Raw genomic sequence first — 23,535 nt, forward strand, 5'->3', positions numbered from 1 at the left:
GGTGCTCTACGGGGTCTGCGGAGCCGACTGGCCGGAGCTGGCGCCTCGTCGACCGCCGCCATGGCTGCCGCCGCGGTGGCCTTCGTGGTCAACATCCTTATGGCACGCCTCTTGGGACCAGCCGCGCGCGGTGAGGTGGCCTGGATTCTGCAGGGCGCCTACGTCGTTGCCCCCCTTCTCGCCCTCGGCGTCGATCGAGAATCCCTTCGTGGCCTCACTAGCCACAGCGCCGTGTCTCAGCTTCACGTCTGGGTGGTCGTTCCGCCCGTCGCGATCGCCGGTTTCCTCCTCGGGGGGTGGCGCATCGCGGCTCTCGTGGTGCTGGCGGGAATCGGTGCTTCGCTCGGGATTGAGCGCGGCCATGCGATGGCGAGCGGTCGCTTCCAGCGCTACATGGGCTTGCAGCTCAGCGTCCAGGCGTGGACGCTGACCGGGGCGGTCATCCTCTACGTCACCGAGGTCTCGAGCGTCGACGCTTGGCTGCTCATCTACCTCACGCCGGCCCCCTTGCTGTTCGGCCTGTGGCTCGTTTCGATCTGGCGCGGCCGCCCAGTGGCGAGTCCGGCGCGCCCGAGTCGCATCGCCATCTCCACTGCATCGCTGTCGCACGTGCCAGGGACATTGGGCGCGATCATCGCGTCACGCGGAGAGCGACTGCTGCTACCAGTCCTGGCCTCGAACTCCGCCCTAGGGCTCTACGTCGTGGTGGCGACGGCCAGTGAGTCCCTCATCTGGTTCACCCAAGGCATCAGCGACTCCCGCGTGGCCGGCCTCGTCTCCACGCGTCCCACACGTCGTCAGATCGCGAAGTCCGCGGCCCGCGATTTCGTCGTCTTTGTCTGCCTCTCGCTGGTCTTGGCCCTGCTGATCGCCCTGCTCCTGGTCCCCGCCCTTGGACCCGGCTTCACCCAGGCGCGGCACCTTGTCATCCCCGTGTGCATCTCCGCTGCGCTCTGGGCGACGTACCGCCAGGTCATCGCCACTTGGATCGCGCGCCAAAGCGCGGCTAGCACCTCAAGGCTGGAGATCGTCGGTGCCGTCCTGGTGCTGCTGGCCTCAGCCCTCTTGATTCCCGCATGGGGCGCCCTCGGCGCGGCCTTCGCATGCATCACCGCTTACGGTCTCATGATCGTCATCGCCATCCTCACGATGAGAGTCTCGGAGACCGACCATGTCTGACAGCCCGCCGGGGAGCGTGCACCGCTCCAACGCCGGAGCACTCCTGACTCTTCTACTATTCGTCGCCCTGCTCGCCGGTCAGTTCGACTTCGCACGGGTGGGGATGGACAACCCGCTGCTCATCCCGGAGCGTCTCTTCGCAGCGCTCGCGCTCACCTGGCTCGCACTGACCATGGCGAGCAGGCGGGGACCGCGATCGACCCCCGTATGGCCCAGCCACCTGCTCATGGCCCTGGCGCCGCTGATCGTCTTTGTCACCTCTAGCGCGTGGTCACCGCCCGGCGCCGAGCTCGGCCCTGTCTGGGTCGACCTCACATGCATGGTGCTGTACTCGGTGACGTTCGTGGTGCTGCTGGCCTGGGACATGGACGCAGTCATCACCACTCTCATGTGGTGCCTGTGGGTCACGGGTGGGCTCTTCGCCGTCGCCGGACTGGCAGCGTCAGGTGCCGGTGCCCGAGCCACCGCGTTCGGGGGTGGACCCAACGTCTATAGCCGGGTCACCGACCTCGGCCTAGTCGGCCTCGCATGGCTGATCTCCACCGGCCGCATTCCCACCTGGACCTTGGTCACAGCCCCAGTCCTTCTGGCGGCGACAGTGGCCTCCGGATCCCGAGGCGGGATGCTGGCTGGGATCCTCTGCCTCTTGGTGCTCTCACCACTCGTGACCCAGCTGTCGCCCGGAAAACTCATCATGTCCTCCATCGTGGCCATGGCTGGCAGCGTGGCCGTGTTTCGCAGGTTCGGCGACGTCGTCACCGAGACCGTGCAGGGCCGCGTCGTGGAGCTCACGCTTCAGCAGGGGTACTCGTCCGGCCGTGACGACCTGCTAGTCGTGGCTGGGCGCATGTTCGAGGAGCGCCCCCTGAGCGGCTATGGACTACGCAGCTTCGCCACGACGTACGGAAACGGCTTTACCTACCCCCACAACCTCTTGGCCGAGGTGGCCGCCGAAGCGGGACTGCTGGGCCTTTTGCCCCTCCTGATCTTTCTCGGGATGGTCGTTGGCGTCGGCTGGCGCAACTCCGGGTCGATCCACGTACGGTGCCTCAGCGCAGCGACCTCGGTGATCCTGACCTCGTCGATGTTCTCGGGTGACTACTTCGACGCGCGGTTCCTGTGGGTCTTCGGCCTGGGCGTTCTGGCCGCGGGCTGGGCCGAACGTCACCCTGCTGCGCAGCGGTCGACGGGTGCTAGTCGTCGGCCATCCAGGCCGACGACGAGGGCGGCTGGGTTCCACTCCCTCAACAGTGCGGTTCAGTCGCGGCCGAAGAGGTCGCGGGTGTAGACCTTGTCGGCCGCGTCGTCCAGATCCTCGCTCAGCCGGTTGGCAACGATGACATCGGCACGAGCCTTGAACTCGTCGAGGTCGCGGATCACCTGGGAGTTGTAGAACCGCTCCTCTCCCAGCGACGGTTCGTAGAGCACGACCTCCACCCCCTTGGCCTTGATCCGCTTCATGATCCCTTGGATGCTCGACACCCGGAAGTTGTCCGAGCCCGCCTTCATGATGAGCCGATACATCCCGACGACCTTGGGTTTGCGTCGCAGGACGTCGGTGGCGATGAAGTCTTTGCGCGTCGTGTTGGAGTCGACGATCGCGCGGATGAGGTTCTGCGGCACGCGGTCATAGTTGGCGAGCAGCTGTTTGGTGTCCTTGGGCAGGCAGTAGCCGCCGTAGCCGAAGGACGGGTTGTTGTAGTGCGAGCCGATCCGGGGGTCCAACCCAACCCCATCGATGATCGAGCGGGTGTCGAGACCATGCGACACGGCATACGTGTCCAACTCGTTGAAGTAGGCCACCCGCATCGCCAGGAAGGTGTTGGCGAAGAGCTTGATCGCCTCGGCCTCGGTCGGGTCGGTGTGCAGCAAGGGCACGTCGTCGTCCAAGGCACCTTCGACGAGCAGCTCGCCGAACCGGTGCGCCGCGTCGCTGTGGCCGCCCACCACGACCCGACTCGGGTGGAGGTTGTCATAGAGCGCACGCCCCTCACGCAGGAACTCGGGCGAGAAGACGACGTCGAGCTCGGGGTGCATCGCCCGCAAGCGCTCGGTGAAGCCGACGGGCACGGTGGACTTCACGACCACCGTCGCCGCAGGTGCCAGCGCAGCCACGGACTCGACAACGGACTCCACCGACGACGTGTCGAAGAAGTTGCGCACCGGGTCGTAGTCCGTCGGCGTCGCGACGATGACGAAGTCTGACCCCGGCAGCGCTTGCTCAGCATCGGTGGTCGCCGTCAGTGACAGCTCGTGGTGAGCGAGGTAGTCCTCGAGCTCCGGATCCTCCAGAGGGGACTCGCCCCGGTTGACCTGGTCGACGCGCGCGGCGTTGAGGTCGACGGCCACCACCTCGTGACGCTGCGCCAGGACGACGGCGTTCGACAGCCCGACGTACCCCAGCCCCACCACAGAGATCTTCACGCCGCTCACGCTACCGGTCGACAGTGTCGCGTCACGCGCCACGCCATACCCGTGGGCCACAATGGGCGACATGCGGATCCCTCAGATGTCCAAGCGCCTCATTGCCGAGTTCGTCGGCACGTTCTGGTTGGTCTTCGGAGGGTGCGGGGCGGCGATCTTCGCCGCCGGTTTCCTGTCCACCCCGACGCTGGGTTCCGGGTCACCGGTGCACCTCGGCATCGGCTTCCTCGGCGTGGCCCTCGCCTTCGGCCTGACGGTCGTGACCATGGCGTATGCCGTGGGGCACGTCTCCGGAGCCCACTTCAACCCCGCGGTGACGGTGGGCGTCGCCATCGCGAAGCGCTTCGAGTGGAAGGACGTGCCCGGCTACGTCATTGCGCAGGTCCTCGGTGGCTTGGCGGCCGGCACCGCGCTGTGGGCCATCGCCAGCGGGCGTGACCTCTTCGACGCCACCGGCAACATGGCGGCCAACGGCTACGGCGAGCACTCCCCCGGCGGTTACTCGCTCATGGCCGTGCTGTGCGCGGAGATCCTGCTGACGATGTTCTTTGTCTACGTCTTCCTTGGCGTGACGCACGACAACGCCCCCACTGGCTTTGCGCCGCTGGCCATCGGGCTGTGCCTGACCCTCATCCACCTCATCTCCATCCCGATCTCCAACACGTCGGTCAACCCGGCACGGTCCACGGCGGTCGCCTTCTTCAACGGCGACGGTGCACCGGGCCAGCTGTGGCTGTTCTGGCTGGCACCGTTCGTTGGCGGAGCCATCGCCGGCGCGACCTTCCACCTCATCACCGGTGTCGACCGGCGCGACCGCGACATCACCGGCGAGGTCGACCTCGAGGACGTCATGGTCGCCCCGGGCGTCGACCCGGACGCTCCCCGAGTCCTCTGAACGACCAGCCACAGGGGCCGGTGCGTGGGCGGCATACCGGCTTGTCGTGGTGTTCGATAGATTCGCCGCATGGCGAAGATCATCTACACCCTCACCGACGAGGCACCCCTCCTCGCGACCTACTCCTTCCTCCCGGTCATCGAGGCCTTCGCCTCCACCGCCGGCGTCGACGTCGAGACGCGTGACATCTCAGTCGGGGCGCGCATCCTCGCGAACTTCGCCGACCTCCTCCCCGAGGACCAGCGGGTCGCGGACGCACTCGCCGAACTCGGGCAGCTCGCGACGACGCCCGAGGCCAACATCATCAAGCTTCCCAACATCAGCGCCTCGGTGCCGCAGCTCAAGGCTGCGATCAAGGAGCTGCAGGGCAAGGGCTTCGACCTCCCGGCCTACAGCGACGAGCCCAAGACGGACGCCGAGAAGGACGCAAACGCCCGCTACAGCAAGGTCATGGGCAGCGCGGTCAACCCGGTCCTGCGCGAGGGCAACTCCGACCGGCGCGCCCCCGCCGCCGTCAAGAACTACGCGAAGGCACACCCGCACTCGATGGGCGCCTGGAGCTCGGACAGCAAGACCAACGTCGCGACGATGGGACAGAACGACTTCGCGAGCAACGAGCAGTCGGTTGTCCTGCCTGCCGACGACACCCTGACGATCCAGCTCGTCACGGACTCCGGCACGACCGCCCTCAAGGAGGGCCTCAAGGTCCTCGAGGGCGAGGTCGTCGACGCGACCGTTCTGCGCGCCGCCGCGCTCGACCTCTTCCTCACCGAGCAGATCGCCAAGGCCAAGGCCGACGGCGTCCTCTTCAGCGTCCACCTCAAGGCCACGATGATGAAGGTCTCGGACCCGATCATCTTCGGCCACGTCGTGCGCGCGTTCCTGCCCCAGGTCTTCGAGAAGCACGGAGCCGCCCTGGAGGCCGCGGGCCTCTCCCCCAACAACGGTCTGGGTGCCATCCTCGGCGGACTCTCCGAGGTCGACAACGGTGACGAGATCCGGGCCGACATCGAGGCCGGGCTCGCCGCCGGTCCCGAGCTGGCGATGGTCAACTCCGACAAGGGCATCACCAACCTCCACGTCCCCAGTGACGTCATCGTCGACGCGTCCATGCCCGCGATGATCCGCACCTCCGGCCACATGTGGGGCCCCGACGGCGACGAGCACGACACCCTCGCGGTCATCCCGGACAGCTCGTACGCCGGTGTCTACCAAGCCGTCATCGACGACTGCCGGGCCAACGGCGCCTACGACCCCACGACGATGGGGTCGGTGCCCAACGTCGGTCTCATGGCCCAGAAGGCCGAGGAGTACGGCTCGCACGACAAGACGTTCGAGATCGCCGCGGCCGGCAAGGTCCAGGTCGTCAACTCTGCGGGCGACGTCCTCATGGAGCACGACGTGCAGCCCGGCGACATCTGGCGTGCGTGCCAGACCAAGGACGCCCCGATCCGCGACTGGGTCAAGCTCGCCGTGACCCGCGCCCGCGCCTCGCAGACGCCGGCCATCTTCTGGCTCGACGACAAGCGAGCCCACGACGCCAACCTCATCGCCAAGGTCAACACCTACCTCGCCGACGAAGACACCGACGGTCTGGACATCCAGATCCTCAACCCCGTCGAGGCCACCAAGTTCTCCATCGAGCGGATCCGCCGCGGCGAGGACACCATCTCGGTGACCGGCAACGTGCTGCGTGACTACAACACCGACCTCTTCCCGATCCTCGAGCTCGGCACCTCAGCCAAGATGCTCTCGGTCGTGCCGCTCATGGCCGGCGGAGGCCTCTTCGAGACCGGTGCCGGTGGCTCGGCTCCCAAGCACGTGCAGCAGCTCGTGCAGGAGAACTACCTGCGCTGGGACAGCCTCGGTGAGTTCATGGCCCTGGCCGAGTCGTTCCGCCACCTCGCCGACTCGACCGACAACGCCAAGGCCCGCGTCCTCGCTGAGACGCTCGACCGCGCCACCGAGACCTTGCTGCAGGAGAACAAGGGTCCCGCGCGCAAGGTCGGCCAGATCGACAACCGCGGCAGCCACTTCTACCTCGCGCTCTACTGGGCGCAGGAGCTGGCCAAGCAGACTGACGACGCCGACCTCGCAGCCGCGTTCGCCAGCGTCGCGGACAAGCTCACCTCCGACGAGCAGAAGATCAACGACGAGCTGCTCGCCGTGCAGGGCTCGCCGGCCGACATCGGTGGCTACTACCGCCCCGACGAGGCCAAGGTCAGCGCCGTCATGCGCCCGTCGACAACCTTCAACAACGCGCTCGCCATCCTGCTCTGACCACGCGACCGCGCGTGGCCTCACTATCACGCACACCACGCACCGCCGCTCTCCGTGACTCCACGAGGGCGGCGGTGCCGTGGATTGGCCCTGCCGTCGCTGCCACGGCATCACTCGCCATCCTGCTGTGGTCGCTACCGCGGGGCCTCGACCTCACGGACGAGGGTTACTACCTCACCGAGATTGCCCATCCCGGGGACTCGACGGCCACGGCCCTGCTCTTCGGGTGGGTCTGGCACCCCGTGTACGCCGTCCTCGGTGGGTCAGTGGTCGGCCTGCGGCTCGTGTCGTCCGGGCTCGTCGCCCTCCTCACGGCCAGTCTGACCCTCGCAGTCCTGCGACTGGCCCCTTCGCGGACCCGCCCCGGCCGATTCGCGGTGGCCTGCGTCTGCGCGGTGGCAGTGGCGCTCGCCTTCCTCCCCATGTCGACCCTTCCGGCGACCCCGTCCTACAACACCCTCACGTGGCTGGCCATGGCTGCCGCAGCACTTGGGTGCGTGTGGGCTTGGAGCGGGCGGCGGCCCATGCTTGGGGGCGCCCTCGTCGGCGCTGCCGGAGCGGCCGCCGTGATGGGCAAGCCCACTACGGCGCTGGTCCTCGGCGCGGCGGTCCTGTTCACCACGCCGTGGCGGCGTACGGGGCCCCGGCCGGTCCTCGCGGCACTCGCCGTCCTCGTCACCTGCCTCGCCGCCCTTGTCATGGTCACGCCTGGCCACCTCGCCGGTCTCGTCGAGGTGGTGCAGCGGGGAGTGGAGGCGACCGTCGGGCACGCTCGCCTCGTCCGACGGGATCCATTCCTCCGTTCGGCACAAGTGTTCCTCGGCCTCGGGGCCGCCGCGCTGGGTGGAGCCGCGGCCGGATTGCTCGGTCGACACCGTCCTGTCGTGGGGCTCGTCCTCGGATCGGTGTCCGTCGCCGTAGCTGTGGCAAGCCTCTGGAGGTGGCGGGACGTCGGGATGATCGCGTCGATCGACCTGCTGCTGCCGACCGCGGCTCTGACCCTTTTCGGGCTCCTCGGTGCGGTCGCCGTCGTCCTCGTCATGCGGGGAGGCGACGGCATGCCTGGCCCTGAGACGGTCCGGATTCGCCTGGTGGTCCTCCTCGTGCTCCTTCCCTTGGCGTACGCCTTCGGGACGAACAACAACCTCTGGCACTGGTCGGGCCAGTGCGTCGTCTTCTGGTTCCTCGCGGTCCTCCTGCTCGTCGGCACGACCGGTGCCGCTGCGGCAGCGGCAGGCGGGCTCGCGGCATACACGGCTCTCGTCTCGGCAGTCATCACACCACTGGACCCCTACCGCAGCACTTCCCTCACAAAGACCGTCGACGCCCGGGTCTCGCACGACGGGACCATGATGCGGCTACCTCCGCAGGAGGCTGGGCTCGTCACTCAGATGCTCGATGTCGGCGACCGTCTCGGCGTGACCCGCTCCACGAAGGTTCTCGACCTCACCGGCGCCTCCCCCGGCGTCGTCTGGGCGTGGGGCGCGCGACCGCTGGCGTCCGGATGGGTCATCGGCGGTTACCCCGAGAGCCTCCATGCGGCGCGCACGAGCATCGCCCCTGCCCGCTGCGACCTCGATCGGGCACTCGTCCTCTGGGCGCCGGAACAGCCCCGGGCCATCCCGGACGAGGTGCTCGAGCCGTTCGGCGTCGAGCTACCCGGCGACTACCGGGTGGTCGCGACGTTCCCCGGGCCCCGTCCGGCGCCGACCGCAGGTGATCCGGCACCTCATGTCCCTGTGGTCTCGGTGCTTGAGCCAGTCAGCGTGTCCCCAACGGCGTGTGCCGGACCGTGACGCCGCCCAGCACACGGCCGTCGTCGCTGCTTTCACGGCGCGTTGTCAGAGCGAGAGCTTCATGCCGACGTGGCTCGCGACGAAGCCGAGCCGCTCGTAGAAGCGGTGGGCGTCCGCGCGGCTGGCGTCGGTCGTGAGCTGCACGATCACGGCTCCCCGACGGCGCGACTCCTCGACCGCCCAAGTGACGAGCTGCTCACCGAGGCCGTGACCGCGCCGGCTCGACGCCACGCGCACCGCCTCGACCTGGGCCCGCAGTGCGCCGCCACGGGACAGGCCGGGCAGCAGCGTGAGCTGCAACGTCCCGACCACCTCACCGCCGTCATCGAGGACGACGAGCTCGTGCGCCGGATCGGAGTCGATCGCCTCAAAGGCTCTCAGGTAGGCCGTGGGCTCGCCCTGCGTCTCCCGGGTCGCCCCGAGCGGGTCGTCGACGAGGAGCGCGACGATCGCGGGCACGTCCTCACGCGTCGCGCGCCGGACCGCCACCGTCCCACGGCTCACGGGTAGCCGTCGGGGTTGGCGCTCTGCCACCGCCACGTGTCGACACACATGTCGTCGACGGTGCGGGTGGCCCGCCAGCCGAGCTCGGCCTGCGCCTTGGTGGGGTCGGCGTACGACTCGGCGATGTCGCCGGGGCGCCGGTCCACGACCTCGTGGGCGAGCTCGTGGCCGACCGCCCGCTCGAAGGCGTGCAGCATCTCCAGGACCGAGGTGCCGTGCCCCGTGCCGAGGTTCCAGGTGTTGACGGAGGTGTCGGTCTGACCGAGGCGGTGCAGGGCCGCGACGTGTCCGGCCGCAAGGTCCTCGACATGGATGTAGTCGCGCACCCCGGTGCCGTCGGGCGTCGGGTAGTCACCGCCATAGATCGACAGCTTCTCGCGGCGGCCCACCGCCACCTGCGCGATGAAGGGCATGAGGTTGTTGGGGATGTCGCTCGGGTCCTCGCCGATGGTGCCGCTCGGGTGCGCCCCCACGGGGTTGAAGTAGCGCAGCAGCGCGATGCGCCACGACGGGTCAGCCTCGGCCACGTCGCGCAGGACCTGCTCGATCATCACCTTGGTCCACCCGTAGGGGTTGGTCGCGCTCGTGGGCGCGTCCTCCTGCATGGGGACCTGCGCGTTGTCGCCGTAGACCGTGGCCGAGCTGGAGAAGACGAGCTTGCGCACGTCGTGCCGCCGCATCGCCCGTACGAGCGAGAAGGTCGAGACGAGGTTGTTCTCGTAGTACTCCAGCGGCTTCTCCACGCTCTCCCCCACCGCCTTGAAGCCCGCGAAGTGGATGACCGCGTCGATCTGCTCGTCGGCGAACAGGTGCTCGGTCTTGTCATGGTCGGTGAGGTCGAAGGACCGCACGTCCAACGGCATACCGGTCAGTGCCTCCAAGCGGCCCACCACGGACGGCTTGGCGTTCGCGAACGAGTCGACGACGATCACGTCGTGCCCGGCGGCGATGAGCTGGATGACGGTGTGCGAACCGATGTAGCCGGCACCACCCGAGACGAGAACGCGCATGCGGCTCAGCCTAGGGCCGGACTCGGTGACGCCACCTCTGCGTGCGCTGATAGCGTCACGAGCGACCAACATCTGCCCCGTAGAAGAGGTGTCCATCGTGAGCCAAACCCCCGTCAAGGTGGCCGTGACCGGCGCTGCCGGTCAGATCGGCTACAGCCTCCTGTTCCGCATCGCGTCCGGCGCCCTCCTGGGTCCCGACACCCCCGTCGAGCTGCGGCTGCTCGAGATCACCCCGGCGCTCAAGGCTCTCGAGGGCGTCGTCATGGAGCTCGACGACTGCGCCTTCCCGACGCTCGCCGGTGTCCAGATCGGCGACGACGCCGAGAAGGTCTTCGACGGCGTCAACCACGCCCTGCTCGTCGGCGCCCGCCCCCGCGGCCCCGGCATGGAGCGCGGTGACCTCCTCGAGGCCAACGGCGGCATCTTCGCGCCCCAGGGCAAGGCCCTCAACAAGGTCGCGGCCGACGACGTGCACATCACCGTCACCGGCAACCCGGCCAACACCAACGCGCTCATCGCGATGAGCAACGCTCCCGACATCCCCACGTCGCAGTTCTCGGCGCTCACGCGGCTCGACCACAACCGCGCGATCAGCCAGCTCGCCGCCAAGCTCGGCGTGCCCGTCACCGACATCACAAAGATGACGATCTGGGGCAACCACTCCGCGACGCAGTACCCCGACCTCTTCCACGCCGAGGTCGGCGGGCGCAACGCCGCCGAGGCGGTCGGCGACCAGGAGTGGCTGGCCAACACCTTCATCCCGACCGTCGCCAAGCGTGGCGCGGCGATCATCGAGGCCCGCGGTGCGTCCTCGGCCGCCTCCGCCGCGTCCGCGACGATCGACCACGCCCGCACCTGGGTCGAGGGCACTGCCGAGGGCGACTGGGTCTCCATGGCCGTGCGCTCCGACGGCTCCTACGGCGTCCAGGAGGGCCTCATCAGCTCCTTCCCGGTCACCGTCAAGGACGGCCAGTGGAGCATCGTCCAGGGCCTCGACATCGACGAGTTCTCCCGCGGCAAGATCGACGCCTCCGTGGCCGAGCTCGCCGAGGAGCGCGACGCCGTCAAGGGCCTGGGACTCATCTGACCAAACCGGCACACCGGTGCGTTGACAGCGCACCGCACGCACGCGGCATACCTCCAAAGACTCGGAGGTATGCCGCGTTCTTGCGTCCCGTGGTCAGGTAGACAGGGGACATGCCTGAGGAAAACCTGCCCGAAGCCTTCACGCTGTCCGGCGACTGGAGCGGACAGCACGTGGCCACGGCCATCCACACGGGCCATGACCTGCGTCCCGAGGTGGCCGAGCTGATGTCCCTCGACGAGGAGACGCGGCTGCGCGAGGAGGACCCGTTCACCGACGCGATCGGGGCCCGCTGCCCGGCGCGCGTCGTCGTGAACCGCTCGCGCTTCGAGGTCGACCTCAACCGCGCGCGGGACGAGGCGGTCTACCGTCGTCCCGAGGACGCTTGGGACCTCGAGGTCTGGCGCGAGTCACCCCTGCCCGAGGACGTCACCGAGCGAAGCCGCGACCTCCACGACGCCTTCTATGCGCAGCTGGGCGAACGGTTGGACGAGGTCGCCGCGCGAGGGCCGTTCGTGCTCTATGACATCCACTCCTACAACCACCGCCGCGACGGTGCGGACCGGCCGGAGGCGCCGTTCGAGGGCAACCCGGAGGTCAACGTCGGCACGGGCTCGCTCGACCGCGGGCGCTGGGGCGCCGTCGTCGACGCCTTCATGGAGTCGGTCGCCAGTGAGCAGACCCCCGGTGGGCGGATCGACGTGCGCGAGAACGTGCGCTTCAAGGGTGCTGAGCTGTGCCGGTGGGTGCACGAGCGCTACCCGGACCGGGGCGTGGCGCTGGCGCTGGAGTTCAAGAAGACCTACATGGACGAGTGGAGCGGCGAGCCCGACCGCGAGCGCATCGACGCGCTGGCCGAGGCCGTCGCGCAGAGCGTGGAGCCGGTCCTGGCGGCGCTGGCCACCGTGTCCTCGGCGAGGGAGGGCTCGGCTTGAGTGCAGGCACCAGCGAGCTCTCCGTCGCCGACCTCGCGATCGACCACGCCCTGGCCCAGACCGCCGGTGGCATGCAGTTCCTCCTCGACGTCACCCCGGTCAACGCGGACGCAGTCAAGGCGGACTTCCTCGAGGGGCGCATCGCCCCGCCGGAGTTCACCTACCGCGAGCTCGAGGTCGACCCGGACGTGCTGTCCAAGGCGTTGTCGAACATCGACGTCTCCACGGTCGAGGACACGACGCTCGGTCACCTCCTGCGCGCGAAGCACCGTGAGCTCGCGCTGCAGTTCGACATGCTCAAGGCCCGCAACACCTCGGACTTCAGCGCCCTGAGCATCGAGCTCTATGGCGGCACCTCGCTCGAGCTGCGGACCCAAGCGCAGAACATCCTCGACCGCGTGGAGCGCACGGAGGGCAAGGGCGAGCGGGTGAGCGCGCCGGAGTTCCTCGAGCTGGCCCAGGCCGAGATCGACCACTACCGCGAGGTCGACCCCGAGATCGACATCCACGCCGAGATGCGGGACGACGTCAACGGGATCATGGTCACCGGCAACACGCTGCTCATCGACCGCAACTCCGTCGTCCAGCGCGCCCGCGCCAACGCCCTGCTCCAGCACGAGGTGGGCACCCATCTCGTCACCCAGGTCAACGGCGCGGCCCAGCCGATCCAGGTGCTCGGCGCTGGCCTGGCCGGCTACGACGAGACCCAGGAGGGCTTGGCCGTGCTCGCCGAGATCGGGTGCGGCCAGCTGACCCCGTTCCGGCTGCGGCAGCTCGCGGCCCGCGTGCTCACCGTGAACCGCCTGCACGACGGCGCCTCGTTCGTCGACGCCTGGCGCGCGCTCGTCGACGACGGCTTCCCCGAGAGCAGCGCGTTCACCACGACCATGCGCGCCTACCGCTCCGGGGGCCTGAGCAAGGACGCCATCTACCTGCGCGGGCTCGTGGACCTCCTCGTCCACCTGCGCGGAGGCGGCGAGCTGGGCCTGCTGTGGCTCGGGAAGTTCTCGCTGCAGGACCTGCCGCTCATCAGTGAGCTCGCCGACCGCGAGGTCCTTCGCGGCCCGCGTCTCCTCCCCCGTTATCTCCAGGACCCTGCCTCGACAGATCGACTCACCACCGCGGCCGACCGGGCCGACGACGTGGCACGCCTCATCGAAGGAGCAGCATGAAGATCGGATTCGTCGTCAACGACGTCATGAGCGAGAAGCCCGTGTACACGACCACCCGACTGGCCATGGCGGCGAGGCAGATGGGGCACGAGGCCTTCCTCATGGGCATCGGTGACTTCGCCTACGAGCCGGACGGGTCGCTCACCGCTCGCGCTCGCGGCGGAAAGGCGAAGAACTACCGGTCGCTCGAGCGCTTCCTCGACGACGTGCAGAAGCCCGACGTCGAGCAGCAGCTCCCGCTCGGCGAGTTCGACGTCGTCATGCTGCGCAACGACCCCGCCGAGGACGCCGAGGACCGCCCGTGGGCCAACACCGCGGCGGTCGCGTTCGGCGAGCTGTTCGCGAGTTCGGGGGTGCTCGTCGTCAACGACCCCACCAACCTCGCCCAGGCGCTGTCCAAGGCCTACTTCCAGCACTTCCCCGAGGCGGTGCGACCCCAGACGCTCATCACGCGCGACGAGGATCGGATCTCGGGATTCATCGCCGACCTCGGGGGACGGGCCGTGCTCAAGCCGCTGCAGGGCTCGGGTGGCAGCGGGGTCTTCCTCGTCAACAGCGAGGAGTCGCCCAACCTCAGCCAGATCATCGAGGCGATCGCCCGCGACGGCTACGTCGTGGCGCAGGAGTACCTGCCCGCCGCCAGCGACGGCGACGTGCGCATGTTCGTCATGAACGGGCGCCCGCTCGAGATCGACGGCCAGATCGCCGCCTTCCGTCGCAAGAGCAACAGCGATGACCTGCGCAGCAACATGTCGGCCGGCGGCAAGGCGAGCAAGGTTGCGGTCACCGACGAGATGCTCGCCCTCGTCGAGGCCGTGCGCCCCAAGCTCGTTGCCGACGGCATGTTCCTCGTGGGCCTCGACATCGTGGGCGACAAGCTCATGGAGGTCAACGTCTTCAGCCCGGGCGGTCTGGGCTCCTGCGAGAACCTCTACGGCCACGACTACGCGCCGCCGATCATCGCGGACCTCGAGCGCAAGGTCGGGATCAAGCGCCACTACCCCAACGAGCTGACCAACCTCCGGCTCGCGACCCTCTGAGGTGAGCCGCCGGCGGGCGGCGAGCGGACGGCATACGCGGCAAGGACCACCTGACCCCTTGCGTCTGCGGATGTGGCTGCTCCAGCGACCTCTTCCGCGCACGCACCGGTGACGGGCAACGGTCGTGCGGTCAGCGAAGGGCAGCCTGCTTCTCGGCGATCTCGACGACGTTGGTGAGCAGCATGGCCCGGGTCATCGGCCCGACGCCGCCGGGGTTGGGGCTGACCCAGCCGGCGACCTCGGCCACGTCGGCGGCGACGTCACCGGCGATGACCGACTTGCCGTCCTCGACGACCCGGCTCACGCCGACGTCGAGGACGGCGGCTCCCGGCTTGACCATGTTGCCGGTGATGAGGCCGGGGACTCCGGCCGCGGCGATGACGATGTCGGCGCGGCGGACCTCGGCGGCGAGGTCGACGGTGCCCGTGTGGCACTGCACGACGGTGGCGTTCTCGGAGCGGCGCGTGAGGATGAGCGAGAGGGGCCGGCCGACGGTGATGCCACGGCCCACGACGACCACCCGGGCCCCCGCGATCGGCACGTCGTAGCGGCGCAGCAGCTCCACCACGCCGACGGGGGTGCACGGCAGGGGCGCCTCCTGGCCCAGGACGAGCCAGCCCAGGTTGGTCGGGTGCAGGCCGTCGACGTCCTTGGCCGGGTCCACCTCGGCGAGGATGCGGTTCTCGTCGAGGCCAGTGGGCTGCTGCACGAGGAAGCCGGTGCAGTCCGGGTCGGCGTTGAGCTCACGCACCACGGTGAGGACGTCGTCGAGGCTCGAGTCAGCCGGGAGGTCGCGGCGGATGCTCGACAGGCCGATCTCGGCGCAGTCCTTGTGCTTGGCGTTGACGTACCACCTGCTGCCGGGGTCCTCGCCGACGAGCACGGTGCCCAGCCCGGGAGTGATGCCCTGCTCGGCAAGCCGGGCGACCCGGCCGCGAAGCTCCTCCTTGATCGTCGCGAGGATTGCCTTGCCATCCAGAGTCGTCGCAGTCACGCTGGTCATCCTGTCACGCCGGCCAGCGACGTCCTCGCCCCTCGCTGCCGGGGGGGGTACAGCGTCATTCTCGTCGGGGCGCCCCCTCCTCGACCGCGACGGATCCCTGCCACTGAGGTGTCTCCCCGGCCTCGTCGAAGGCGCGCGCCACCACGACGTCGGTCGAAGAGTGCAGGATGATCGAGATCACCACGGTGAGGGCGACGAGGTGGAAGATGAGGTCACTGTCGGGTATGCCGGAGTCCACGACGAGCAGCCCGTAGACGACCGAGGCAAAGCCCTTGGGTCCGAACCACATCGCCGCCGCCTGCTCTCGCATGCTCAGGTGACTGCCGAGGAACGAGAGCCACAGCGCGACCGGACGGGCCACGACGATGGCCAGCACGGCGAGCAGCCACCCCCACACGTCGATCTCGTCGACGAACATCGGCGTGATGAGCGCCCCGAAGACCAGGAGTGCCCCAAGCTTGAGCAGCTCGGAGATGAGCTCCCCGAACTCGGTGAACCGCTCGGCCTGGTGCGGCCCGACACTGGCCAAGGTGATTCCGGCCGCGAACGAGGCAATGAAGAGATTGGCGTGGGTGAGGCTGGCGGCAGCGAACACGAGGAGCCCCACGGCCAGCGCGCTCAGCGGCTCGTAGGCGTGCGAGGCGCGGAAGAACGAGGTGTTCTCCAGCGAGATGGCGACCCAGGGCAGCACCACGCCGATGGCCAGACCGAGAGCGAGCTCACCGGCCAGAGGCCCCAGCTCGAGATCCTTGCTGCCCTGGGACAGCGCCAGGAAGATGACGACGAAGGGCAGCGCCAGGCCGTCGTTGACCCCGGACTCGACGTTGAGCAGGTGCCGGAGCCGACCGGGCACCCGCGCGTTGCCGACGAGAGCGGACGCGAAGACAGGGTCGGTGGGTGACAGAATCGCGCCGATGAGCAGCGCCTGGGGCCAGCCCAGACCCACGAGGTAGTGCGCGAGCACGGCGGTGATGGCCAGCGTGAGCGGCAGACCCAGCAACAGCGCCCGCCCCGGCAACCGCCAGGCTGCTCTCAGGTCAGACCAGCCAGCCCGCATCCCGTCAGTGAAGAGCACGGCAAACAGGGCGATCTCGGCGATGACGGAGACCGTCTCATCCTCTGCGTCAAAGCTGATCGCGCCGATGAGGCCGTCGCCCAGGACGATTCCTGCGACAAGGAAGAGCACCGCGGTGGACAGGATGGTCCGGTTGGCGCGGTGGGAGAGCAACACCGCAACGAACAGTGTTCCGGCGAAGGCAAGGAGCAGCACGAGCACTCACGCTAATGCCTGTCAGGCGTCGGTCGCTGTGAGGCAGTGCCCACCGTGCGTCTGCGGAAGTGGTCGCCAGGGCAGCCACATCCGCAGACGCAAGGGAATCGCGGGTCAGGTGCGGGTGGCCAACGCTGCCAGCGCAGCCGGGAAGCACTCGGCCGGTGGGGTCACGAGCCCGGCTCCGACCTGCCCAGTGCCGGCCACCCGCCCCGCCATGCCGGTGTTGATCTGCGGCAGGATCCCGGTCCGCACGACCGACACCACGTCGATGCCCGTCGGGGTGCCGCGGAAGTCGAGGATCGGCACCTGGAACATCGGGTGCTCCCCCAGCGTGATCTCGTACATCGTCTGCGTCGCCCGCAGCGCGAACGCCACGTCGCCGCCGACGAACTTGACGATCGCGGGTGCCGCAGCCATCGCGAAGCCACCGATGCCGCCCGTCTCGGTGATGGCCGAGTCGCCGATGTCGGGGTTGGCGTCATCGGGACCGTAGTCGCCGAGAAAGAGCCCCTCGGGAGTGTTGGCCGGGCCGGTGAACCACTCGTCGCCAGTGCCGGAGACCCGGATCCCGAAGTCGGTCCCGTTGCGCGCCATGGTCGTCACGAGCGACGAACCGGGTATGCCGTGTGCCGCCATCGTCGCGAGCTTGCAGGCCGGCATACCGAGGTTGAGGAAGAAGTGCTCGTTGGCGCCGGAGAAGCGCACCGCCTCGGCGATGTCGGTCGAGCTCGCGTCGGCGGTGATCATGCCGGGCAGGAGCTCACGCAGCAGCATGAGCGAGCCGGCACGGTTGCGGTTGTGGCCCTCGTCGCCCATCTGGAGCATCTGGGCGAGGATCGACTTGATGTCGAACGGACCGGTGCTGCGCACCGACTGCTGGAGGATCGGGCCGAGCACGTCCGTCATCCAGTGCAGACGGTCCACGACCTCGGGCCCGTAGGCGCCGTAGCGCAGGACCTTGCCCAAACCCTCGTTGAGCGAGCACCAGGACCACGCGTCGTGGACCTCGTCGCGCAGGCCGTACATCCACATCGACGGCGACACGACGCCCGCCATGGGACCCACTGCGTCGCGGTGGTGGCATGGCTCGAAGGTGAACGTGCCTGCGGCGAGCGCCTTCTCGGCCTCCTCCGCGTTGTCGGCCAGTCCCTCGAAGAGCACCGCACCGATGAACGCACCGCGCAGCGGACCGGAGGCGCGCTCCCAGTCGATGGGCGGACCGGCGTGCAGGAAGGTGCCACGCTCGAGACCGAGGGCGTCCTTGGCCTGCTTGACGTCGCAGAGCTCGGCGGTCGACGCGGTCATGCGTGCGTATGCCGTGGCGTTGGCTTCGGCGCGGCGCGCGTCGGCCATGACCTTGGCCAGGTCGGCCTCGGTGCCCTCCATCGGCGGCTGCCAGTCACTCTCGGTGACAGAGACGGCCTGGCCCCGAAGGGCGTCAGCAAAGAGCTGGACTCCCGACGTGGCCACGGACGGCGACTCGGCGGACAGCAGGCCGTGCAGTGGCTGCGCAGTTTCGGTCATGACGCGCTCCCGAGGAAGGTGAGGGCGTGCCGGGTGGCATCGCGGTTGGACAGGAAGACGGACGCGCCCGCCGCGGCGAGCGTCTCGGCAGTGCGGGTCAGGCCCTGGGGGTCGCCCTCGGTGCCGGTGACGGACACGACGACCGGCAGCTCGCGGCCCTGCTTGGCGTCGCGGATGGCCTCGGCGAGCTCGCCAGCCGGGTCCTGGTGCGCGCCGTAGCCCAGGACGAGGTCGAGCAGGAGAACGCCACAGCTGGGGTCGGCGGCCTCGGCGGCGATGCGCTCCATGCGCAGGGTCGGGTCGATCATCGGGTGCGCACGGCCCTGGGTCAGGCCGTCGTCACCGAAGTCGATGACCACGTGGCCATCGTGCTTGAGGTCGGAGCCGAGGGCGAGGTCGTCACGCAGCGGGATGTTGGAGCGGATGTCGCCCAGGCTCTCGGCAGCCAGGAGCATCGCGTCGTCGGCCAGCGTGCCGCCGCAGAAGAGGCCGCGCAGGCTGCCCGTCACCGAGCCCGGCGCGGGATCACCGTCCGCCACCCACTTCGGCCACTCGGGCACGTCGTGACCCTCGGCCTCGAGCACTGCCTCGAGCGCGGTGGTGAGATCAGGCCGGCCCGCGCCGAGCGTGGCCCAGCGAACCGGCAGACCCAGCCCTGCGGCATACGACTCGAGGTCCGCGAGGACCTCCTCGTCCGGCGGCTTCGAGACGACGACGATCGAGGTCGTCGCGGGGTCGGCTGCCAGAGCGGCGAGCGCCTGGCGGGTGGAGCGCCCGCCGACAGCCGTCTTGAGGTCGCGGCCACCGACACCGAGGCAGTGCGAGATCCCGAGCCCGGCGGCGTCGAGGAGGCACATGAGCTGCTGGGCGCCGGTCCCGGAGGCGGCGACCATGCCGATCGGGCCCGAGCTGACGACGTTGGCGAAGCCCAAGGCCACTCCCCCGACGCTGGCGGTGCCGCAGTCGGGGCCCATGACGAGGACGTCGGCCCGCGCGGCGGCGTCCTTGAGCATGACTTCGTCCTCGACGGACACGTTGTCCGAGAACAACATCACCGAGGCGCCGGCACCGATGGCGTCGAGCGCCTCGGTGGTGGCATAGCGCCCGGGGACGGAGATGAGGGCGATCTCGGCGCCGCCTGCACGGATCGCTGCCGCGGTGGTGCGTGGTGCCGGCGCGTCACCGAAGCCACCGCTCGGTGCGGACTTCGCGGACAGGGCGGCCTCGGCAGCAGCAACTCCCGCAGCCACCGCGTCCTCGTCGGCGGCGCGCACGGCGACGACGAGGTCGTTGGGGCCGGCGCCCTCGGGGACGTCGAAGCCCATCCCGGTGAGCACCTCGACGTTGAGCTCGGTCGCCATGGCGACCTGGGCGGCCTCGACGCCATCGACGTCAGCGACGGTGCGCGAGACCTGCAGCAGCGTCACGGAGTCGTGGTAGGCGCCTCGGCGCAGGTCGACGTGGGTGGTACTCACGACGGGATTCCTTCCGGCAGAGGGCAGTGGGAGGTGTTGCGGACAAGATCGATGCCTTCGAGCAGGCCTGCTCCCGAGGTGTGCCCGATGGCGAGCACGGCCTCGCGAGTCGACGTGGTGTCGGCGGACCCGGCCACGACGGCGGTGACGTGGTCGATGACGGCCGGCACGGCATACCCGGCATGAGCGGCCTCGAGAAGTGAAGCCGACAGGCTCGTCGTGCGCTCCACGGGCAAGGTCGCCGGCAACGACACGCCCAGGGCGCGGGCGGCCAGCAGGGCTCCGCAGAGGACGTCATCGGCACGCGGGGTGAGCCCTTCGCCGCGTCCGACCTGGGCCAGCAGCGAGGTCCAGTCGACCGTGACGGCGCTGGGGCTTCCGATGGTCACCCGTCGTGGTCGCCACGAACGGACGACCCGTATGCCGTGTCCGGGCAGGGCGACGAGCCCGCCTCCCAGCGTGACGACGTCTCCAGCGTCGACGCCCCAGTCGTGGGGACCGGGCTCGGCCAGCCGGAGTGCCGTCGGGAGGATGAGCGCGTCGCGGGTGACGACCGGCAGCACCTTGGCGTGCTCGGGCCGCCCGAGGTAGAGCGCCGTGGGGAAGGCCGCGAGGACGACCGCCTGCTGCGACGGGCCCGCGACGAGGTCCAGCGTGAGCGGAGAGGCCGCTGCCGGAATTGTGGGATGCACCCCTCGAACGCTAGCCAGCCTGACTACAGTGGCCGGATGGTAAATGTTGCCAACGATCTCGCCCTTCAGGGCCACACCTTGCCATCGCCTCATGAGGAGGCCGCCGGGGGCGACGCCACGGTGGAGTCCCTGCGTCGCCTTGTCGACCACCAGGCCGAGCTGTTGCGCCGTGAGGACGAGGTCAACCAGATCCTCGTCCAGACCGTGCTGCGCGGGGGCACGCTCGTCGACCTCTGCGAGGCGCTGGTCGGCCTCTTCACCGGCGTCGCCATGGTGGCGACGACGGACGGGCGGATCATCACGACTGCTGGAGCCGACGAGGACCTCGCCGGCGTCCTGGCCCTGGACTGCTTCGACCGCACCGGCCGGCTCATCGTCGAGGACGAACCCGTGGGGGTGCGCGAGAGCGGAGCCGTGAAGTCGGAGCGGACGATGGTGCGCATCGTCGCCGGCACCTCCGACCACGGGCTGCTGGCCGTGTTCACCCCCGGGCGGGTGCTGACGACGACGGACGTGCACGGACTCGAGCGCGCAGCCACCGTGGCCGCCCTGGCGATCACCAAGGAGCAGGCCGTCTCGACGGTGCAGAGCAAGTACCGCGCCGAGTTCCTGCGCGACACCCTGGTCGGCCGCGGCGGTGGTCCCGCCGAGGCCGTCGCCCACGCCGCCTCACTGGGCTGGGACCTCGACCGGCGCATGGTCGTCGTCGTCGCGGAGACGGACGAGGACGACGACCAGACCACCCGTGACAGCGACGAGCTGCGTTCTCTCCAGGAGCGATTCGTGCGGGCGTGGGTCCAGGCGGTGCGCACCCGGGAGCCCAAGGCACCGGTGGCCGGCTTCTCGCAGGAGGTCGTCGCCCTGCTGCCGGCCCCCTCCGAGGGAGAGGGTGCTCACGAGACCGTCATGCGCAACGTCGGCGAGGTCGTCAAGATCGTGCGCGGAGACGGCGGCGGTGGACGGCGCTCCTTCTCGACCGGGGTCTCACGCCCGGTGGACTCCGTCGCCGACATCCCGCGCGCTTATGCCGAGGCGCTGCGCGCGGTGGCCGTCGGGCGCCAGATGCAGGGCGAGTCCGCGGTCATGCACTTCGACGGCCTCGGCATCTATCGGCTGCTGTCTCTCATCCCCGACACGGCCGACCTGAGGGCGTTCGTCGACGAGGCGCTGGGCGAGCTCGCGACCGACGACCAGTCGTCCTATGCCGACCTGCGCCAGACGCTGCAGGTGCTCATCGACACCAACCTCAACGTCGCCGAGACCGCCCGCATCCTGTTCTTCCACTACAACACGCTGCGCTACCGGATCGCCAAGCTCGAGCAGATGCTCGGGCCGTTCACGAGCGACCCGCAGCTGCGGCTGACGCTCGCGCTGGCCCTGCGCATCCGCCAGATGCGCGGCGTCTGACCCGCTTCCTCCTCGCGCTCCGGCGAGTTGCTCCAGACCTGGTCCGCGGGGCTGGCGACCGTGCCACGATGACGCTTACGACGCCCGGTGACCGCGGCCACACCGAGTTGCCAACGGTCCGTGCGGGCGACTGTCACAGATTGACGAATGCCCGACGAGGACGGCCCGGTTAGCGTCCTCTCTATCCACGACGGCGTGGCTCCCTGGCTGCCCGTCCACCTGAGGAAGGTCGCACACGACATGGCTCTCGGACTTGGTTGGAAGCTCAAGGAAGGCGCGCTCGGGCCCGACGACGTCGTCGCCCCTGACGAGCGGCTGGACTGGGGCCGCACCGTCGGCCTCGGTGCGCAGCACGTCGTCGCGATGTTCGGTGCGACATTCGTCTTCCCCCTGGTCATGGGGCTCAACCCGCAGCTCGCCATCATGATGAGCGGCATCGCGACGATCGCGTTCCTCCTCATCGTGCAGGGACGGGTGCCGAGCTACCTCGGCACCTCCGCCGCGTTCGTCGGCGGCGTCGCAGCCATCCGTGCCCAGGGCGGCGACTCCTCCGAGGTCACGGGCGCGATCCTCATCTCCGGCATCGTCCTCGCCCTCATCGGCCTCGCGATCCACTTCCTCGGGTCGGGCATCCTGCACAAGGTGTTGCCTCCCGTGGTGACCGGCGCCGTCGTCATGCTCATCGGCTTCAACCTCGCACCGGTGGTCGCCAACATCTACTGGCCCCAGGACCAGTGGGTGGCGCTGCTGACCATGCTCTTCACCATCGTCTGCGCGGTCGCGTTCAAGGGCTTCATCAGCCGCATCGCGATCTTCCTCGCCCTCATCTTCGGCACCGTGCTGTCGTGGCTCCTCGACAAGGTCGCCGGCCCCATCACCTCCGTCCTCGGCGGTGCCACCGAGGCCACCGAGCACGTCCGCTGGAACACCTCCGGCATCGGTGACGCCTCGTGGTTCGGCTTCCCGGCCAAGACGATCTTCAAGGCCGACGGCAGCGAGGTGGCCGGCTGGCACACCCCGAGCTTCTCGACGACCGCGATCCTGCTCGTCCTGCCCGCCGTCATCGCGCTCATCGCCGAGAACACCGGACACGTCAAGGCCGTTGCCGAGATGACCGGCCACAACCTCGACAAGGACATGGGCCGCGCCATCGCCGCTGACGGTGTCGGCACCATCCTCGCGTCGTCCGTCGGTGGCTCCCCCACGACGACCTACGCCGAGAACATCGGTGTCATGGCCGCGACCCGCGTCTACTCCACGGCCGCCTACTACGTCGCCGCCGTCGTCGCGATCCTCTTCGGTCTCTCGCCCAAGTTCGGTGCGCTCGTCGCCTCCGTCCCCGGTGGCGTCCTCGGCGGCATCACCGTCGTCCTCTACGGGATGATCGGCCTGCTCGGCGCCAAGATCTGGAAGGAGAACGGGGTCGACTTCGCCAACCCGATCAACCTCGTTCCCGTCGCGGCCGGCATCGTGATCGGCATCGGTGACGTCAAGATGAAGTTCAGCGAGGACTTCACCCTCAGCGGCATCGCCCTTGGCACCATTGTCGCCATCGGCGCCTTCCACCTGGCCCGCTCGATCGCCCCGGAGGACCTGCGCAACCGCGCTGACGGTCCCGGCGGCCTCGGCGGCCGCGGGGGCACCGCGATCGCCACCGGTGACCGCGTCTACGGTGACGAAGATGGCATCGACGACCTCTACCAGACCGGCTACCCGGGCGAGCCGGGGACGCGCGACCCCGACCGCGACCGCCGCCTCTGAGATTCTCCCGCCGCCCCGCCCGGGGACGACTCCGGGCGGGGCGGCGCCATTCCCCCAGAACCTCCCCCAGAACTTCCAGCA

At 69.3% G+C, this 23,535-nt stretch carries 19 protein-coding genes; 11 read left to right on the forward strand and 8 right to left on the reverse strand.

Going from position 1 to position 23,535, the window contains the following annotated elements; genetic code table 11:
- Positions 1 to 60: 60 nt before the first annotated feature.
- Entirely contained in the window at positions 61 to 1,179 is a 1,119-nt protein-coding gene (locus tag ASG74_RS02960) for a hypothetical protein (RefSeq protein WP_056138800.1), read from the forward strand.
- A complete protein-coding gene (locus ASG74_RS02965) occupies positions 1,172 to 2,467 on the forward strand; it encodes an O-antigen ligase family protein (RefSeq protein ID WP_056138801.1) in 1,296 nt (431 codons plus the stop codon). Before ASG74_RS02960 ends, ASG74_RS02965 begins: the two co-directional genes overlap by 8 nt.
- Here the strand turns inward: ASG74_RS02965 and ASG74_RS02970 are convergent.
- Positions 2,437 to 3,603, reverse strand: coding sequence for a nucleotide sugar dehydrogenase (locus ASG74_RS02970; protein ID WP_056139571.1), 1,167 nt, complete (start codon positions 3,601 to 3,603; stop codon positions 2,437 to 2,439). The two genes, ASG74_RS02965 and ASG74_RS02970, sit on opposite strands and share 31 nt — an antisense overlap.
- Positions 3,604 to 3,673: 70 nt before the next feature.
- On the opposite strand from ASG74_RS02970, the gene aqpZ reads away from it, so the two are divergent.
- The 3 genes from aqpZ (at position 3,674) to ASG74_RS02985 (ending at position 8,574) form a co-directional block, all read left to right on the forward strand.
- Entirely contained in the window at positions 3,674 to 4,498 is an 825-nt protein-coding gene (gene aqpZ, locus ASG74_RS02975) for an aquaporin Z (protein ID WP_056139573.1), read from the forward strand.
- 69 nt (positions 4,499 to 4,567) lie between these two features.
- Positions 4,568 to 6,778 carry an NADP-dependent isocitrate dehydrogenase gene (locus ASG74_RS02980; protein WP_056138803.1) on the forward strand — a complete coding sequence of 737 codons (2,211 nt, stop codon included), beginning with the start codon at positions 4,568 to 4,570 and terminating at the stop codon, positions 6,776 to 6,778.
- Between the two features lie 74 nt (positions 6,779 to 6,852).
- On the forward strand, positions 6,853 to 8,574 hold the full coding sequence (locus ASG74_RS02985; RefSeq protein ID WP_056138805.1) for a hypothetical protein: 1,722 nt from the start codon (positions 6,853 to 6,855) through the stop codon (positions 8,572 to 8,574).
- 45 nt (positions 8,575 to 8,619) lie between these two features.
- Here ASG74_RS02985 and ASG74_RS02990 read toward each other — a convergent pair whose 3' ends face one another.
- Both ASG74_RS02990 and galE read right to left on the reverse strand, forming a co-directional pair.
- On the reverse strand, positions 8,620 to 9,078 hold the full coding sequence (locus tag ASG74_RS02990; protein ID WP_200942507.1) for a GNAT family N-acetyltransferase: 459 nt from the start codon (positions 9,076 to 9,078) through the stop codon (positions 8,620 to 8,622).
- Positions 9,075 to 10,088: a UDP-glucose 4-epimerase GalE gene (gene galE / locus ASG74_RS02995; protein ID WP_056138807.1), complete on the reverse strand. Its 1,014-nt coding sequence runs from the start codon at positions 10,086 to 10,088 to the stop codon at positions 9,075 to 9,077. Before galE ends, ASG74_RS02990 begins: the two co-directional genes overlap by 4 nt.
- A gap of 97 nt (positions 10,089 to 10,185) precedes the next feature.
- Between galE and ASG74_RS03000 the strand changes: the two genes are divergently transcribed.
- The 4 genes from ASG74_RS03000 to ASG74_RS03015 all read left to right on the forward strand — a co-directional run bounded on the left by ASG74_RS03000 (position 10,186) and on the right by ASG74_RS03015 (position 14,319).
- Positions 10,186 to 11,175 (forward strand): malate dehydrogenase, encoded by a 990-nt coding sequence (locus tag ASG74_RS03000; RefSeq protein ID WP_056139577.1) that lies wholly within the window; start codon positions 10,186 to 10,188, stop codon positions 11,173 to 11,175.
- A 110-nt stretch (positions 11,176 to 11,285) separates the two neighbouring features.
- Positions 11,286 to 12,107 carry an N-formylglutamate amidohydrolase gene (locus ASG74_RS03005; RefSeq protein ID WP_056138809.1) on the forward strand — a complete coding sequence of 274 codons (822 nt, stop codon included), beginning with the start codon at positions 11,286 to 11,288 and terminating at the stop codon, positions 12,105 to 12,107.
- Positions 12,104 to 13,279, forward strand: a complete 1,176-nt coding sequence (locus ASG74_RS03010; RefSeq protein ID WP_056138811.1) for a tyrosine/phenylalanine carboxypeptidase domain-containing protein — start codon at positions 12,104 to 12,106, stop codon at positions 13,277 to 13,279. The genes ASG74_RS03005 and ASG74_RS03010 overlap by 4 nt, the downstream gene beginning before the upstream one ends.
- The gene (locus ASG74_RS03015; RefSeq protein ID WP_056138813.1) at positions 13,276 to 14,319 is read left to right on the forward strand and encodes a glutathione synthetase; all 1,044 of its coding nucleotides are present in this window, start codon (positions 13,276 to 13,278) and stop codon (positions 14,317 to 14,319) included. The genes ASG74_RS03010 and ASG74_RS03015 overlap by 4 nt, the downstream gene beginning before the upstream one ends.
- A gap of 130 nt (positions 14,320 to 14,449) precedes the next feature.
- Here ASG74_RS03015 and ASG74_RS03020 read toward each other — a convergent pair whose 3' ends face one another.
- The 5 genes from ASG74_RS03020 to ASG74_RS03040 form a co-directional block, all read right to left on the reverse strand.
- Positions 14,450 to 15,313 (reverse strand): bifunctional methylenetetrahydrofolate dehydrogenase/methenyltetrahydrofolate cyclohydrolase, encoded by an 864-nt coding sequence (locus tag ASG74_RS03020; RefSeq protein ID WP_056139579.1) that lies wholly within the window; start codon positions 15,311 to 15,313, stop codon positions 14,450 to 14,452.
- 64 nt (positions 15,314 to 15,377) lie between these two features.
- Entirely contained in the window at positions 15,378 to 16,592 is a 1,215-nt protein-coding gene (locus ASG74_RS03025; RefSeq protein ID WP_235498782.1) for a cation:proton antiporter, read from the reverse strand.
- A gap of 114 nt (positions 16,593 to 16,706) precedes the next feature.
- Positions 16,707 to 18,119: a DUF1116 domain-containing protein gene (locus tag ASG74_RS03030; protein WP_056138817.1), complete on the reverse strand. Its 1,413-nt coding sequence runs from the start codon at positions 18,117 to 18,119 to the stop codon at positions 16,707 to 16,709.
- Complete coding sequence (locus tag ASG74_RS03035; RefSeq protein WP_056138819.1) at positions 18,116 to 19,594, reverse strand: FdrA family protein; 1,479 nt, start codon at positions 19,592 to 19,594, stop codon at positions 18,116 to 18,118. Before ASG74_RS03035 ends, ASG74_RS03030 begins: the two co-directional genes overlap by 4 nt.
- Complete coding sequence (locus ASG74_RS03040; RefSeq protein WP_056138821.1) at positions 19,591 to 20,286, reverse strand: oxamate carbamoyltransferase subunit AllH family protein; 696 nt, start codon at positions 20,284 to 20,286, stop codon at positions 19,591 to 19,593. The genes ASG74_RS03035 and ASG74_RS03040 overlap by 4 nt, the downstream gene beginning before the upstream one ends.
- Positions 20,287 to 20,322: 36 nt before the next feature.
- Between ASG74_RS03040 and ASG74_RS03045 the strand changes: the two genes are divergently transcribed.
- Both ASG74_RS03045 and ASG74_RS03050 read left to right on the forward strand, forming a co-directional pair.
- Positions 20,323 to 21,693 (forward strand): PucR family transcriptional regulator, encoded by a 1,371-nt coding sequence (locus ASG74_RS03045; protein ID WP_056138823.1) that lies wholly within the window; start codon positions 20,323 to 20,325, stop codon positions 21,691 to 21,693.
- Between the two features lie 240 nt (positions 21,694 to 21,933).
- On the forward strand, positions 21,934 to 23,454 hold the full coding sequence (locus tag ASG74_RS03050; protein WP_056139581.1) for a uracil-xanthine permease family protein: 1,521 nt from the start codon (positions 21,934 to 21,936) through the stop codon (positions 23,452 to 23,454).
- Positions 23,455 to 23,535 lie beyond the last annotated feature (81 nt).

This window comes from Knoellia sp. Soil729 (genome assembly GCF_001427985.1).
Lineage (GTDB): Bacteria > Actinomycetota > Actinomycetes > Actinomycetales > Dermatophilaceae > Knoellia.